The organism is Pseudomonadota bacterium, from assembly GCA_030775045.1.
Taxonomy (GTDB): domain Bacteria; phylum Pseudomonadota; class Alphaproteobacteria; order JALYJY01; family JALYJY01; genus JALYJY01.
In genome coordinates this window covers 1-12,841 of record JALYJY010000004.1, presented here as the reverse complement: position 1 = coordinate 12,841, position 12,841 = coordinate 1, and the positions used below count along the sequence as shown (strand labels likewise).

Genomic DNA, 12,841 nt, shown 5'->3' with positions numbered 1-12,841 from the left:
CAGTTCAGGGTCCGCTATCGGCACTGGAAGTCACGGCCCCCGTTCTGCAGGGCGGCGGATCGGGCGTCCCTGAAGCGCCGGGCGACCTGTGCGGTGTCGTCATCGAAACCGGAGGTATGGCGCAGGATTCGCAGACGGGAATATTTCCGGTCGTACCCCCCAGATCGACTTTGTCCAGCCTTTTGTCCCCCGCCTGGGGGGAAAGGCAATCGCCGTCAAAAGAATGAAAGCCGGATATCTACCCATGCTTTTTCAGATCTATGTCAGCGGCTTACGTCGCAACCCGGGTTTCGTCGGCGACTGGAGTGCGGTCTGTGGTGCGCCGGTCGTAATCATCCGCCAGGGCCCGCAGGGCTGCGGCGCCGTCGCCCGCGAACGACGGGCCGTGCATCAGTCCCAGGGTGCGCGGCGCAAGGTCCGCCAGGCCGCGGATTGTGGTTCCCATATTCGGGTTCAGGGACGAATATCTGAACAGATCCTCGCCCATGATCGCTGGCCCCACAATGTCGCTTTCCACCAGGGCCGGCCCGTCGCCCAGCTGGGTGAACAGGTCGCCGCACAGCAGGGTCTTCGTGGATTCCTCAAACAGCAGGCCGGCGTCCCAGCCGTGGGGCGTGTGCGGCGTGTCGATATAGCGCACCTTTTTGCCCCGGCCCAGGTCGATGACCTCGCCGTTGGCCAGCTCGCGCGGGGTGCGGTCCGCCACGTCGTTGAGCGACACCAGGCACCCGGTGGCCCCGTGAGCCGCCTTCGCCTGGGGTGCAACCGCGAGCCAGTCGTTCAGGCCGCCGCACTCGTCCGCCTCGAAATGGCCAAAGGTGATCCAGCGCAGTTTCTCCACCGGCACGATACGATTGACGGCCTCGCGGATCAGCGGAAACATCTTGCGCAGACCCGCGTGGAACATGAGCGGCTCGTCCCCCAGAACCAGGAACTGGTTGAACACAAAACCGGCGGGCGGGGCGATGTCCGGCACGAGGGTGGAGAGACGATAGATTCCATCGGCGATTTCGGCAACTTTGGTCTGCATGGTGTCCCTGGGTACCCCTGTTATATTCAAGGCTTCACAATACAGGAAAATACCCTGAATTTGCAAGATTTCTGTCAGAAATGGCTGTGTGTTGCAGTGCAGAAAATTGATGGATCGCGCTGGGTGAGCGGGGTGTTCCTAAACATCTTCATACACAAAATCCGCTGCTGTCTGGGGGGAGTATTTCTGGAAGAAGTCGCGGTCGTTGGGCATCCAGATATCCTGCCAGTTTTTGTCATGGTCGGCGCCCAGGGCCTTGTCGCGGGCAGCGCCGCGGCGGGCAGATTCCTCCAGCGGCATGTCGATCCAGACGATGAAATCATAGTACGGCAGCAGGTCGGGATGAAACAGGCTGCATCCCTCGACGATCAGGAAAAGCGAAGGCGGCACGGTCCTGTGGCTGGTGATGGCATCGTCCGGCCAGCTGTAGACGCCGTACGTGATGGATTTTCCTTCCCGCGCAGGGATCAGCACTTCGCGCCGGAAACGTTCCCGGTCAAAGCCACTCCAGTCCTCGTCCCGGTGCACCAGCCGGTGCGTGATGAAGTGATCGAGAGGGATTATTTCTGTATCGCGGAGCGTCTCTGCCACTCGCCCCGCCAGCGTCGACTTCCCCGATCCTGCAAACCCGGAAACGGCAATGATGAACGGCCTTTTGTTGATTCTTTCAGTTTTGGCCTGGATGGCGTGGAGGAGGGGAGGCAGCAAGTGGCTCTTATCCGCCTGCCGGGCCAGAAAGAGCCGGCGCAGCAGGGACGGCTGGCTGCTTCAGAAGCTGTTTTAGCCTGTGGGCGGCTTCTGCGGAAATATACCCCTTTTGCTCCCAGCACTCTATGGCCATATGGGCCTCCATCCACCCGGAGACGGAAAAACTTTTCTGACCGACCGCCAGTGGTGTATTTGCAACGCCTGAATTCGGTTCAAATCTGACGAAGGCTTTCCAAAGCACATGCACGGAAAGGGCATCGCCATGTACGGTCAGGGCCATGCGGTTGGCATGTATGTCAATCTGGACGGGCGGCAGGGTCCGCAAGCGGAACGCCGTGTGTGAATAATCCCGCCCTTCATCGGGCGAGAACACCGGTCCTTCTCCGACGCGAAGGTGAAGGGTTTTCAGGGCCTTGTTTATATTCCCGTCACGGACATAGATATCAGGCTTCCGGCTGTCAGGTGCATCCACAGGGATTCCAGCACCTTGAAACAGTGCGTCAACGGTATCCACATCTGGAAAAGAACCGTGTACGTGCAGATATGTTACAGGGTCAGCGAACAGATTTTCTGTAACACGGACATAGCGCAGTTCCACCGTATTGGTTTTATTGTTCAGGATCTGGACTTCCATGGCTTTTTTCTTTCCCTGCTGATTCTTGACCGGATTGACTCTTACCATGAAACCAATGCAGGGAAAAATGGCCTGGTGGATCCTGATAAAGTCAGGACTGGCGCTGCTGTAAAACCTCCACATACCCATCTCTTATACACAAAACCTGGTCGTCGCGCAGACCGAGGATGGTCTGATGCTGTTCTCTGGCGATTTTCTGGGTCAGTGTGGCGAAAGCGGGCTGGTCGGTGTGGGGCATGATCAGAAAGGGTACAAGGCCAAGGCCTTTGGTATCGTCCAGCCGGGCGCAGGATGGGTCGTTCATGGGACGGATGTGGTCAATGTCCGGGCAGGCGAGGATACTGCCCGCACTGGCGCTCATGTACCACGCGCCCCGGTTCAGGCATTCTTTCAGAACTTTCGCAAAGCCGCTCTTTTGCACATGCTCCAGAAGAAAGTACGTATTTCCGCCGGTGACATAGATGATATCAGCCTCGGCCAGCGCCTGCCGGACCTCGTCGACCATTTTGCCGCGCAGGTCAAAGTCGGCGAAGCTTTTCATATGACCCTGCAGCCAGGCCTTTTCCGGCTCCAGCCACTCCTGGGTGTTGTGCCCGAACGCCGCGGTGGGAATGCGCACGACGTCCAGGTCTTTCAGTGGCCGATCGAATATGCGGTGCAGATCAGGCGAAAAATACCGCCAGCTGGAGAGGAGAAGAAGGTTCATTTATCCGCATTTTAATTGCTGGCGTTGAGCTATTCCCTTCAGCGCTGCCTGATGCAGGGCCGAGGCAATTGTGGCAGAATCTGTATCGGAGCTGTCTTGAGAAATCCTGTCATAGTCCGTTACGCGTTTTATTTGCTGACGTTCTGTTTCGTGAGCGGAAAAACAATGTTCCATACCGTGACAAGCAGGGGCCATGTATCGTGAATTGAAGGCCTGTTCTGCCCGTTTCTGGGTCCAGCCATTGTCTTCAACCAGAGAAAAAACATACATTTTTCTGGTCTCTGCTAAAAATCTGACCAGGTTCGATGAATTGATATTGTGCCCATGGGCACCAAGAGCCTGCATCAGCCAGTCAGGCCCAAGCAGGGGAAGAACAGGTTCTATACCACTTGGTGCAACAGGCTGGGTGATTGTATTCTGGACAATGTTTCTGTCAGTCAGGGTCGCCGCCAGAAAATATGGCCTCATATTTGGGATCAGATCGAGTACGGCAGCGATATGTGCATAGCTGTAAGTAGCGGAAGAGTCGCGAAAAGCTTTTTTTATGCCTTCCTGCCAGCATGGATAATGATCCACATAACACGCCAGGTTTCCAAGAAGTCTTGCGCCATTGAATTCAAATTCGGTAATTCCTTTACTGGCCAAACCTGCCACGTCGACTGCCTGAAGTAATTTCCTCCTGTCCCCAAGAGGCATATCCATCAATGCGATCGGGAGTCTGAATATGCGGTCGCCATGCTCTTGTTCAAGCGCTTCGAAACGGGGCGGAGAAAATTGCAGCGTTATTTCTCTCTTTAAATTAATTGCATCGCCAGTTTCTTTTCCAAAAAGAAAAGTACGCTGTTTTTTGCAATGCCTGATATTTTTTGCCTGTCAAATGCTTCTGCCAGTTCCTGATCGTGCTCAAGCCGCATAAAGAGCAGTGAAAAATTGTTGTCCGAATCCTCATTGTATGGCATGCTTTTTACAGCCGCACAGAAATGTGATTTGAAAGCAGGACCTGTCGCACGGCGCAAATCATTAAGCGCCTCGAGATTTTCAGGATTAATTCGCTCCTTGGTGTGTAAAACAAGGCCACGTATAAGTTCTCTCAATACAACATTTTTTAATACTTCATTTGAAATGCCATCCTGAATAAATTTTCTGGCTGCCCTTACCCAGAGTTCTAACGCAAACAGCTGGGCGATAGATATGTCAGGCTCTGGTAGTTCCCATTGTCCTGTCCCTTGGGTGGCCTCTCTGGCCTTCTCTACCTCAGAAAATGTCAGCATGATTTTTATCCTTATCTATATAATCTGATCAATATGCCCTATAAAAGCGAAAGTAATGCATTCCTCTCTGTAAATCACCTTTCCGGTTCCAGCTGGAGAGGAGAGGGAGATTCATTATTTACCCCTCACCCTGCGCTAGGCGCTTTCCTCTCCCATCCGCCTTGGCCGAGGCTTCCGCCGTCGCCAAGTCTATGGCGGACAAGTCGGCGGGGCAGGCAGGGTGAGAGGGAATACCGGCGCAGCTGCATTCACCCCACTCCCGACATAGAAAAGGACGTATTGCGCCCAAAAAAGGCACAATAAATCCGCTCTGCGGGAGCGGTGAACCGGTATCGTGACGGTTTCAAACGTCAGCGCCAGATGTACAGGAGAGAGGAAAAGGATGCAAGGATCCTGTCTTGCCATAAGATCCTTCGACTGCGCGTTACTGCGTAACGCTTCCGCCTTCGCCAAGGCTTCGGCGGACAAGTCGCTCAGGATGTCATGGAAGGGAGAGGGGCTGATTTACCCCTCACCCTTCCGCCTGCGCTACGCTTCGGCGAGACGACCTCTCCCTCATCCGCCTTCGCTCTTTCAGAGCTTCGGCGGGACAAGAGAGGAGAGGTAAGGGTTACACATCCAGATTCCCGACCTTCAGGGCGTTGTCCTGGATGAAGTCGCGTCTGGGTTCGACGATGTCGCCCATGAGGGTAGAGAAGACCTGTTCAGCCTCGGTCACTTCGTGGACTTTCACCTGCAGCAACGTGCGGCGAGTTGGATCCAGCGTGGTTTCCCACAGCTGGTCGGGGTTCATTTCGCCCAGGCCTTTGTAGCGCTGGATGTTCACACCCTGGCGGCCGGTTTCCATGACTCCGTCCAGCAGGTCCACAGGGCCGTGAACCACGCGCAGGTCCTTGCCTTTGTGCACCAGCTTGCCGGCTTCGTTATACAGTTTCTTCAGGTCGTCCGCGGCGCCGTCCAGGCGGCGGGCTTCCATGCTGCGGATCGTGTCGGCGTCGAAGACATACCGGTGCGTCACGCCGCGCGACTTGTGGATCAATACAAAGCCGTCGTCGGCCTTGTCCACTTCGCCGCTCCAGCCGCCTTCACCCAGTGCGTTCATGCGTTTGGCCACTGCGTCGGCCGCCTTCGCTGCATGGGTTTTATCCTGCAGCAGATCAGCGGAGAGAACGCCTGCGATCGCGGCCTGTTCCACCACAGCCAGGCTGCGCACCTTGCGCGCCAGAGTCTCCAGCGATGGTCGCAGGGCCCGCGCCTGCTGCACCGCCGCGTTCAGATCATTCGTGCGCGGCTTTTTGCCGGCCATGTCCATAAACACCGTGTCGCCCAGGCCCTGGTCGATCAGGTAATCTTCCAGCGCCTGGTCGTTCTTCATGTACGTGCCGATCTTGCCGCTGTTGCCCTTTTTCAGGCCGTACAGGGGCGGCTGGGCGATGTACAGGTACCCGCGTTCGATCAGCTGCGGCATCTGGCGGAAGAAGAAGGTGAGCAGCAGTGTGCGGATGTGGCTGCCGTCCACGTCAGCGTCGGTCATGATGATGATCTTGTGATAGCGCACTTTTTCCGGGTCGAAATTGCCCGCACCCACGCCCGTGCCCAGGGCGGTAACCAGCGTGCCGATCTCGGCGGACTGCAGCATCTTTTCCAGACGCGCACGTTCCACGTTCAGGATTTTTCCCTTGAGGGGCAGGATGGCCTGGTTCTGGCGCGAACGGCCCTGCTTGGCCGAGCCGCCGGCGGAGTCACCCTCGACGATGAACAGTTCGGACAGCGCCGGGTCTTTTTCCTGACAGTCGGCCAGCTTGCCGGGGAGGGAGGCGATCCCGAGCGGGCTCTTGCGGCTCATTTCGCGCGCCTTGCGGGCGGCTTCGCGCGCGGCGGCGGCCTCGGCAATCTTGCGGACGATGATCTTGCCTTCGTTGGGGTGCTCTTCAAACCAGGTGCCCAGAGCCTCGCCCACTAGGCCTTCCACTACGGGTTTGACCTCGCTGGAAACCAGCTTGTCCTTGGTCTGGCTGGAGAATTTCGGGTCAGGCACTTTCACCGACAGAACACAGGTCAGGCCTTCGCGGGCGTCGTCACCGCCAATGTCCACCTTGCTTTTCTTGGCTTCAGGCGTTTCCGCCACGTATTTGTTGATGGTGCGGGTCAGCGCCGCGCGGAAGCCCGCCAGGTGCGTGCCGCCGTCGCGCTGCGGGATGTTGTTGGTAAAGCACAGCATGCTTTCGTGATAGCTGTTGGTCCACTGCATGGCCACTTCCACAGTGATGCCGTCGCGTTCGCCCTTCGTGATGATGGCGGGCTTGTGCAGCGCCTCCTTGGAGCGATCCAGGTACGCCACGAACGCTTCCAGACCGCCTTCGTAGTGCAGTTCAGTGACCTTGGGCTCCACGCCACGCAGGTCGGAGAACACCAGGCGCACGCCGGAATTGAGGAACGCCAGCTCGCGCAGGCGATGCTCCAGCGTGGCCGCGTCGAATTCAGTTTTGGTGAAGGTCTGCTTGGAGGGGAGGAAAGTAACCTCGGTGCCCTTGCGGCCGTCGGCGTTGCCGACCACGGCCAGCGGTGCCTCGGCGACGCCATGGCGGAAACGCATGGTGTGTTCCTTGCCGTCGCGCCAGATGCGCAGGTCGAGTGTTTCGGACAGGGCGTTGACCACGGACACGCCCACGCCGTGCAGACCGCCGGAGACCTTGTAGGAATTCTGGTTGAATTTGCCGCCCGCGTGCAGCTGGGTCATGACCACCTCGGCTGCCGAGACGCCTTCCTCGGGGTGAATATCCGTCGGAATACCGCGCCCGTTGTCGCGTACGGTGACCGAGCCGTCGGCGTTCAGGATCACCTCGACCAGGTCGCAGTGGCCCGCCAACGCCTCGTCAATGGCGTTGTCCACCACCTCGTACACCATGTGGTGCAGGCCCGACCCGTCGTCCGTATCGCCGATGTACATGCCGGGGCGCTTGCGCACGGCATCCAGCCCGCGCAGAACGGTGATGGACTCAGCGCCGTACTGGTTGGGGGCGGCGGCTTCGGACGAGGTATTGCTCATTGGTATTAAACCTTGCAGGAATCGGGACTCTGACAAAACCCCTTCATCCTAGAAGATTCGACCCCGGAAAGCCACACCGGATTTGGGACCGATTATGCCATATCAGGCGCGGGGACCGGCGGGATTCCAGACCCGGAGGTGGTTCCGGGACACTGTCCGGGGAGGATTGGCCAGAAAATCTGCAAGATCACAGGTTACATAATCCACGTCAAGCAGCAGGATGAGGCTGATGTCCTTATGTCCCGGGAGCACGAGGACTGTTTCCAGTCCCGCCTCGTGCGCGGCTCTGGCATTGGCCGTCAAGTCCTCATGCATGCGGGCCCTGTATGGAGGGACATCGAGATGGCGGCAGGCCCGGACAAAGGCCGCCGGATTTGTCTTTGGTATGAGGCCTACCGACAGGGGGTCCAGAAAGTGACTGAAAAATTCATGAATTCCAATGGCGCGGGTCATCTCGTGCGCGTAAAATCCGGCACTGTTGGTAAAGATGACATTGACAAGATCAGGCTCTCTTTCCTGCCTGATCCGGAAAGCCCTGATCAAGGCCTCGTTCTTCCTCACGGTGCTGTAATCAATTCCCCCGAACGCGGCTTTGAAATACTCCTCCGGATCGAACCGGTCCGGATGTTCGGCCTGAAGGCCATAAAGTGTTGATCCATGTTTCCGGTAAAGGGCTGTATTTTCTTTTATGGCCTGTTCCCGTGAAATGCCCAGAAACCTGGAGATGAAAGCAGGAACATTCCTGCCAAAGGCTTCCACAAGGGGCTGATGACAACCCTCGTCTGTCAGGGTCTGGTCCAGGTCAAACAGGTGGACTGTCGTGCTCATGGGATTCTGCTCCGGGATATAACTGGCCGCAAGGATAATGGCTGGTTCCGGAAGACCAAGGAATTTTTTACTTTCACGTACTGTCTTCAGTTTTTCTGTGATATGATTATAGTCACAGAAATCCTTTTTGCAGGGAAGCAGACCATGACCATCAAGCCGGGCGACCGCATTCCTTCCATGACCCTCAAGCGCTGGACCGACGGCGCCATGCGGGAAGTAACGACGGACGAGCTTTTCAAAGGAAAGGTTGTTTTTTTCGGGGTTCCTGGAGCTTTCACGCCCACCTGTTCACTCAAGCATCTGCCGGGATTTGTCGAGCTGGGCAAGGAATTCCAGGCCAAAGGTGTAGTCCGCGTTGTGTGCATGGCGGTCAATGATCCCTTTGTGCTGGCCGCCTGGTTCCGGCAGTCCGGCGTGAACGGTGCGATCGAGATGCTTCCCGACGGCAATGCCGAACTGACCGAAGCCATAGGGTTGGTCATGGATGGCCGCGGCTATGGCATGGGTACCCGGTGCCAGCGCTTTGCCATGGTGGTTGAGGACAGCGTGGTAAAATCCCTGGCTGTCGAGAAGCAGGGCGCTTTTGACGTCTCAAGCGCGCAGGCTGTTCTGGAACACATGCTTTAATATGGATGTATTACCGGTAGACTTCCTGCTGCCGGATCTGTGTGCTGCGCTTTCTTCCCGTAACTGCGCTGTTCTCCAGGCACCGCCGGGAGCAGGAAAAACCACGCGCGTTCCGCTGGCCCTGCTGGACCAGCCCTGGCTGAAGGGACAGAAGATCATCATGCTGGAGCCCCGTCGTCTGGCGGCACGGGCCGCGGCCAGACGCATGGCCGATACGCTGGGCGAGCCTGTGGGCCGCACGGTGGGGTACCGGGTGCGCTTTGACAGCAGGGTCAGTGCAGGCACGCGGATCGAGGTGGTCACCGACGGCCTGTTCCTGCGCCGCCTGCAGACCGATCCGGGGCTGGATGGCGTAGGTGCGATCCTGTTTGACGAATTCCATGAGCGCAGCCTGGACGTGGACCTGTCCCTGGCGCTGGCGCGGGAAATGCAGCTGCTGCGCGAGGACCTGCGCCTTGTGGTCATGTCAGCGACCCTGGATGCGGCGCCTGTGGCAGCGCTTCTGGACAATGCGCCGGTCCTGACCAGCGAGGGGCGTACTTTCCCGGTAGAGACCCGGTATCTGCCGGCGCCTGTCCAGGGCCGGATCGAGGAAGCCGTGGCCCGCCAGATCCGTCAGGCGCTGGAGGAGGAGCAGGGCAGCATCCTGGTATTCCTGCCCGGGCAGGGAGAAATCCGCCGGGTGCAGGAGATGCTGTCAGGGCTGGAAAGTCCCTCTGTCATTTTTGCGCCCCTGTACGGAGATCTATCGCAGGGGGAGCAGGACCGGGCTATTGCGCCCGCGCCCGCCGGGGTGCGCAAGGTAGTCCTGGCCACAGCCATTGCCGAGACCAGCCTGACCATCGAAGGGATCCGTATTGTAATCGACTGCGGCCTGATGCGCATTCCGCAGTTTGACCCGCGCCTTGGCATGACGCGGCTGGAGACGGTGCCGGTGTCGCAGGCCTCTGCCGACCAGCGGCGCGGGCGCGCCGGGCGGCTGGAGCCGGGGATCTGCTGGCGTCTGTGGACCGGGCCGCAGCACCGTCTGCTGCCCCGGTTCAACAGTCCGGAGATCAGGGAGGCTGACCTTGCCCCGCTGGCGCTGGAGCTGGCCTGTCAGGGCATCAGGGATCCACGCTCGCTTGTGTGGCTGGATTCGCCGCCTGAGGCTTCCCTGGCTGTAGCCAGGGATCTGCTGCAGCAGCTGGAGGCGCTGGACAGCACAGGCGCTGTGACCGACCATGGCCGCCGCATGCAGGGGCTGGGTCTTCACCCCCGTCTGTCCCATATGGCCGTAAAAGCTGCTGGCATGGGTCTTCGGGACATGGCAGCGGATACGGCGGCTGTCCTGGCGGAGCGGGACGTGGTGCGCAGCGTCAGCCGCACGCGTCCGGCAGATATCCACTGGCGCCTGCAGGCCCTGGCGGGAAAAGACAGGAACCTTCCGGCGGACCTGTCGGCAGACAGGGGTGCAGTAGCCCACGCGCGCAAGGCTGCGGACCAGATTCGCTCTGCCCTGAAAAGCCTGCCGGGCGGGAAAGGGGATCTGGAAACACCTGAGGGGGTTCTGGTGGCCCTGGCGTATCCCGACCGCATCGCGCTGCGCCGGGGTGGTAACACAGGCCAGTTTCTGCTGGCCAATGGCCGCGGGGCTGTTCTGGCTGCGGAAGATTCCCTGGCGAAGGAAGGCCTTCTGGCCGTGGCTTCGGTGGAGGGAGGGGAAAGAGAGTCCAGGATTTATCTGGCCGCACCGCTGGCCCGGAAGGATCTGGAACGGGTTTTCGGCAGCCTCATCCGCGCAGAAGATACCATCGGCTGGAGTGACAGGGACCAGGCTGTCCTGTCCCGTCGCCAGCTGCGGCTGGGGGCCCTGGTGCTGGATGATGCTCCCCTGCGTGAACCGGATCCGGACAGGGTAGCGGCTGCGCTGATGGAAGGGATCCGGCAGATGGGACTGGCCTGTCTGCCCTGGGACCGGGACAGCATTGCCCTGCGGGGACGGATGGCCTTTCTGCAGCGGGAGGAACCGGACACCGGCTGGCCTGATGTGTCGGACAGGTTCCTTATGGAAACGCTTGAGAACTGGCTGATGCCTTATCTTGCTGGCATGAGCCGGCGGGAGCACCTGTCCCGGCTGGATATGGGGGGTATTCTGCGGGGAATGCTGGACTGGAGCATGGGCCAGCGGCTGGACAGCCATGCGCCATCCCATATTACAGTCCCCAGCGGGTCCCGGGTGGCGCTGGACTATTCTGGTGATGTTCCTGTGCTGGCCGTACGGCTGCAGGAAATGTTTGGCCTGGCGGAGACGCCCCGCGTGGCCGGGGGGCGCATGCCTGTTCTCATCCACCTGCTGTCCCCCGCCCACAGGCCGGTCCAGGTTACGCGTGACCTGGCCGGTTTCTGGGCGAATACCTATGCACAGGTGCGGGCGGACCTGCGGGGACGCTATCCCCGGCATTCCTGGCCGGATGATCCCCTGCAGGCTACGCCTACCCGACGTATAAAGAAATAGAGCCTTTCAGAACGCCCGTCTGGATTCCCGGCCTGTATTCCTGACGTTCCGGGTTTCCTGCCCCATGGCCCGTCTGTTGATATGGCCCAGGGCCAGGTCATTGAGGATCTCATCCGTGGCCTTTTCCTCTTCCAGGGTCTGGTTCATCAGGTCGGCCACCTCGTCTTCTCCCAGTGCCTCGGCATACGAACAGACCGAGCCATATGAGGCAATTTCATAGTGTTCGGCCTTCTGGGCAGCGCAGATCAGGGCAGCATCCATGAGCTCGGGGGACATATCCTCGTCCATCAGCTCCATGGCTTCCTCGCCCAGTCCCTTGACGGCCTTGCATGTGCGGGCTTTCGCCTTTTCCCCCAGCAGCTCAAAAGCCTGTTTCAGCCTTTCGATCTGCTGTTCTGTCTCTTCCAGATGCGTCTCAAAGGCCTCTTTCAGTTCGGGGTCGCTGGCTTTTCTGGCCAGTTTGGCCAGAACTTTGGCCTGCTGCTTTTCCCCGCTCAGCAGATCCTGCAACTCGATGACAAGAAGATCCCTGATATCCGAATGACTGGCCGCCATGACTTTCTCCCTCGCGTTTTATGACATTGCGTCCGGGAAACAGCTGTGCGCCGCTGTGTGTTCCGTACCCTGGAAGTGGTATTTCATGGAACCGCCGCGGGCTTTTACGACAGGTCGTGGAAGTAAGGTCCATGCCTTTTGTCATAGGTGTTATTGCCAAAAGATAAATGGCTTCCGGATCTGAAATCCTGCAGTTTCCCGGGCTGGATTGTATGGAGACGGACAAGGGTCAGCGCCATGACTGCAATGAAACCGGTCTGGACGCATATCCGGTATTTGCCCGAAGAAGATACCATTGTGGTTCTTTTCAGGGAAGGCAGGTCCGGGAATCCTGATTTCCGGGACAGGAAGACCTGGACCCGTCTTGAGCAGATGGCTGAGGAGCTTGATGCCGGGAGCCCGACCCGTGTGGCAACCTGCTGGAGATCCGAGGGCTATATCCGTATCCAGGCCCTCGCCGGCCATCCTGAAAGGTTTCAGGAAAGGCTGTGGGCCTTGCTGGAGGCATTTCCGGGGGTGGACATTGCTGTCGGTATGGAAGATGTCCTGAAGCGAATGATGGGAATTGGAACCGGCCGTCAGTCCAATGTTCTGGGTGACCCGGATGTTCTGCGCCAGTTCCTCTCAAAATTCATGAAGGAAGGAACGGATCCGATCCTGCGCATCATGGCAAAGGAAGCCATTAAAGAGGCAGAAGAAATCCGTGAACACACAGGCTTTATCCCGGAAAGGGAATATCCGCATGTTACCATGGATGTCCTGACAGGCTATGGCAGGCTGAAAGCGGGAGACCAGCTGCTGGTTTACAGCGGTGAGTCAACCCTTGGGGGTAAAATTGTGTCTCTTGCCCTTAAAGGCGGGTTTGATGTGGGGGTGGAGAATGACAAAAGATTGCGGCCTGAAATCTGTGAGAAGTACAAAGAGCGTGCTTTCGGT

General features: G+C 58.6%; 12 protein-coding genes. 3 read left to right on the top strand and 9 right to left on the bottom strand.

All coding sequences use genetic code 11. The annotated features are described in order from the left end of the window. Positions 1-271 precede the first annotated feature (271 nt). The 8 genes from M3O22_00685 to M3O22_00650 form a co-directional block, all read right to left on the bottom strand. Positions 272-1,030 carry an MBL fold metallo-hydrolase gene (locus M3O22_00685; protein MDP9195284.1) on the bottom strand — a complete coding sequence of 253 codons (759 nt, stop codon included), beginning with the start codon at positions 1,028-1,030 and terminating at the stop codon, positions 272-274. Positions 1,031-1,168: 138 nt separating this feature from the next. Then, positions 1,169-1,738 carry a phosphoglycerate transporter gene (locus M3O22_00680; protein ID MDP9195283.1) on the bottom strand — a complete coding sequence of 190 codons (570 nt, stop codon included), beginning with the start codon at positions 1,736-1,738 and terminating at the stop codon, positions 1,169-1,171. A gap of 7 nt (positions 1,739-1,745) precedes the next feature. Continuing rightward, a complete protein-coding gene (locus tag M3O22_00675) occupies positions 1,746-2,495 on the bottom strand; it encodes a hypothetical protein (GenBank protein MDP9195282.1) in 750 nt (249 codons plus the stop codon). Then, on the bottom strand, positions 2,464-3,078 hold the full coding sequence (locus M3O22_00670) for a Type 1 glutamine amidotransferase-like domain-containing protein (protein MDP9195281.1): 615 nt from the start codon (positions 3,076-3,078) through the stop codon (positions 2,464-2,466). Before M3O22_00670 ends, M3O22_00675 begins: the two co-directional genes overlap by 32 nt. Next, positions 3,079-3,732, bottom strand: a complete 654-nt coding sequence (locus M3O22_00665; GenBank protein ID MDP9195280.1) for a hypothetical protein — start codon at positions 3,730-3,732, stop codon at positions 3,079-3,081. 140 nt (positions 3,733-3,872) lie between these two features. Continuing rightward, a complete protein-coding gene (locus M3O22_00660) occupies positions 3,873-4,349 on the bottom strand; it encodes a hypothetical protein (GenBank protein MDP9195279.1) in 477 nt (158 codons plus the stop codon). A gap of 610 nt (positions 4,350-4,959) precedes the next feature. Continuing rightward, positions 4,960-7,398: a DNA topoisomerase (ATP-hydrolyzing) subunit B gene (gene gyrB / locus M3O22_00655; GenBank protein MDP9195278.1), complete on the bottom strand. Its 2,439-nt coding sequence runs from the start codon at positions 7,396-7,398 to the stop codon at positions 4,960-4,962. Between the two features lie 102 nt (positions 7,399-7,500). Then, positions 7,501-8,226 (bottom strand): hypothetical protein, encoded by a 726-nt coding sequence (locus M3O22_00650; GenBank protein ID MDP9195277.1) that lies wholly within the window; start codon positions 8,224-8,226, stop codon positions 7,501-7,503. Positions 8,227-8,370: 144 nt separating this feature from the next. Between M3O22_00650 and M3O22_00645 the strand changes: the two genes are divergently transcribed. Together M3O22_00645 and hrpB are read left to right on the top strand one after the other, a co-directional pair. Then, a complete protein-coding gene (locus M3O22_00645; GenBank protein MDP9195276.1) occupies positions 8,371-8,853 on the top strand; it encodes a peroxiredoxin in 483 nt (160 codons plus the stop codon). A 1-nt stretch (position 8,854) separates the two neighbouring features. Beyond that, positions 8,855-11,350 (top strand): ATP-dependent helicase HrpB, encoded by a 2,496-nt coding sequence (hrpB, locus tag M3O22_00640; GenBank protein ID MDP9195275.1) that lies wholly within the window; start codon positions 8,855-8,857, stop codon positions 11,348-11,350. A gap of 6 nt (positions 11,351-11,356) precedes the next feature. Here hrpB and M3O22_00635 read toward each other — a convergent pair whose 3' ends face one another. After that, positions 11,357-11,905 carry a ferritin-like domain-containing protein gene (locus M3O22_00635; protein MDP9195274.1) on the bottom strand — a complete coding sequence of 183 codons (549 nt, stop codon included), beginning with the start codon at positions 11,903-11,905 and terminating at the stop codon, positions 11,357-11,359. 237 nt (positions 11,906-12,142) lie between these two features. On the opposite strand from M3O22_00635, the gene M3O22_00630 reads away from it, so the two are divergent. Continuing rightward, on the top strand, positions 12,143-12,841 hold a 699-nt coding region (locus M3O22_00630; protein MDP9195273.1), incomplete at its 3' end, for a hypothetical protein.

Bases quoted from the DNA above. Each gene is read 5' to 3' on its own strand.
- M3O22_00685 (MDP9195284.1), bottom strand. From the start codon at position 1,030: ATGCAGACCAAAGTTGCCGAAATCGCCGATGGAATCTATCGTCTCTCC.
- M3O22_00675 (MDP9195282.1), bottom strand. From the start codon at position 2,495: ATGTGGAGGTTTTACAGCAGCGCCAGTCCTGACTTTATCAGGATCCAC.
- M3O22_00670 (MDP9195281.1), bottom strand. From the start codon at position 3,078: ATGAACCTTCTTCTCCTCTCCAGCTGGCGGTATTTTTCGCCTGATCTG.
- M3O22_00660 (MDP9195279.1), bottom strand. From the start codon at position 4,349: ATGCTGACATTTTCTGAGGTAGAGAAGGCCAGAGAGGCCACCCAAGGG.
- gyrB (MDP9195278.1), bottom strand. From the start codon at position 7,398: ATGAGCAATACCTCGTCCGAAGCCGCCGCCCCCAACCAGTACGGCGCT.
- M3O22_00650 (MDP9195277.1), bottom strand. From the start codon at position 8,226: ATGAGCACGACAGTCCACCTGTTTGACCTGGACCAGACCCTGACAGAC.
- M3O22_00645 (MDP9195276.1), top strand. From the start codon at position 8,371: ATGACCATCAAGCCGGGCGACCGCATTCCTTCCATGACCCTCAAGCGC.
- hrpB (MDP9195275.1), top strand. From the start codon at position 8,855: ATGGATGTATTACCGGTAGACTTCCTGCTGCCGGATCTGTGTGCTGCG.
- M3O22_00635 (MDP9195274.1), bottom strand. From the start codon at position 11,905: ATGGCGGCCAGTCATTCGGATATCAGGGATCTTCTTGTCATCGAGTTG.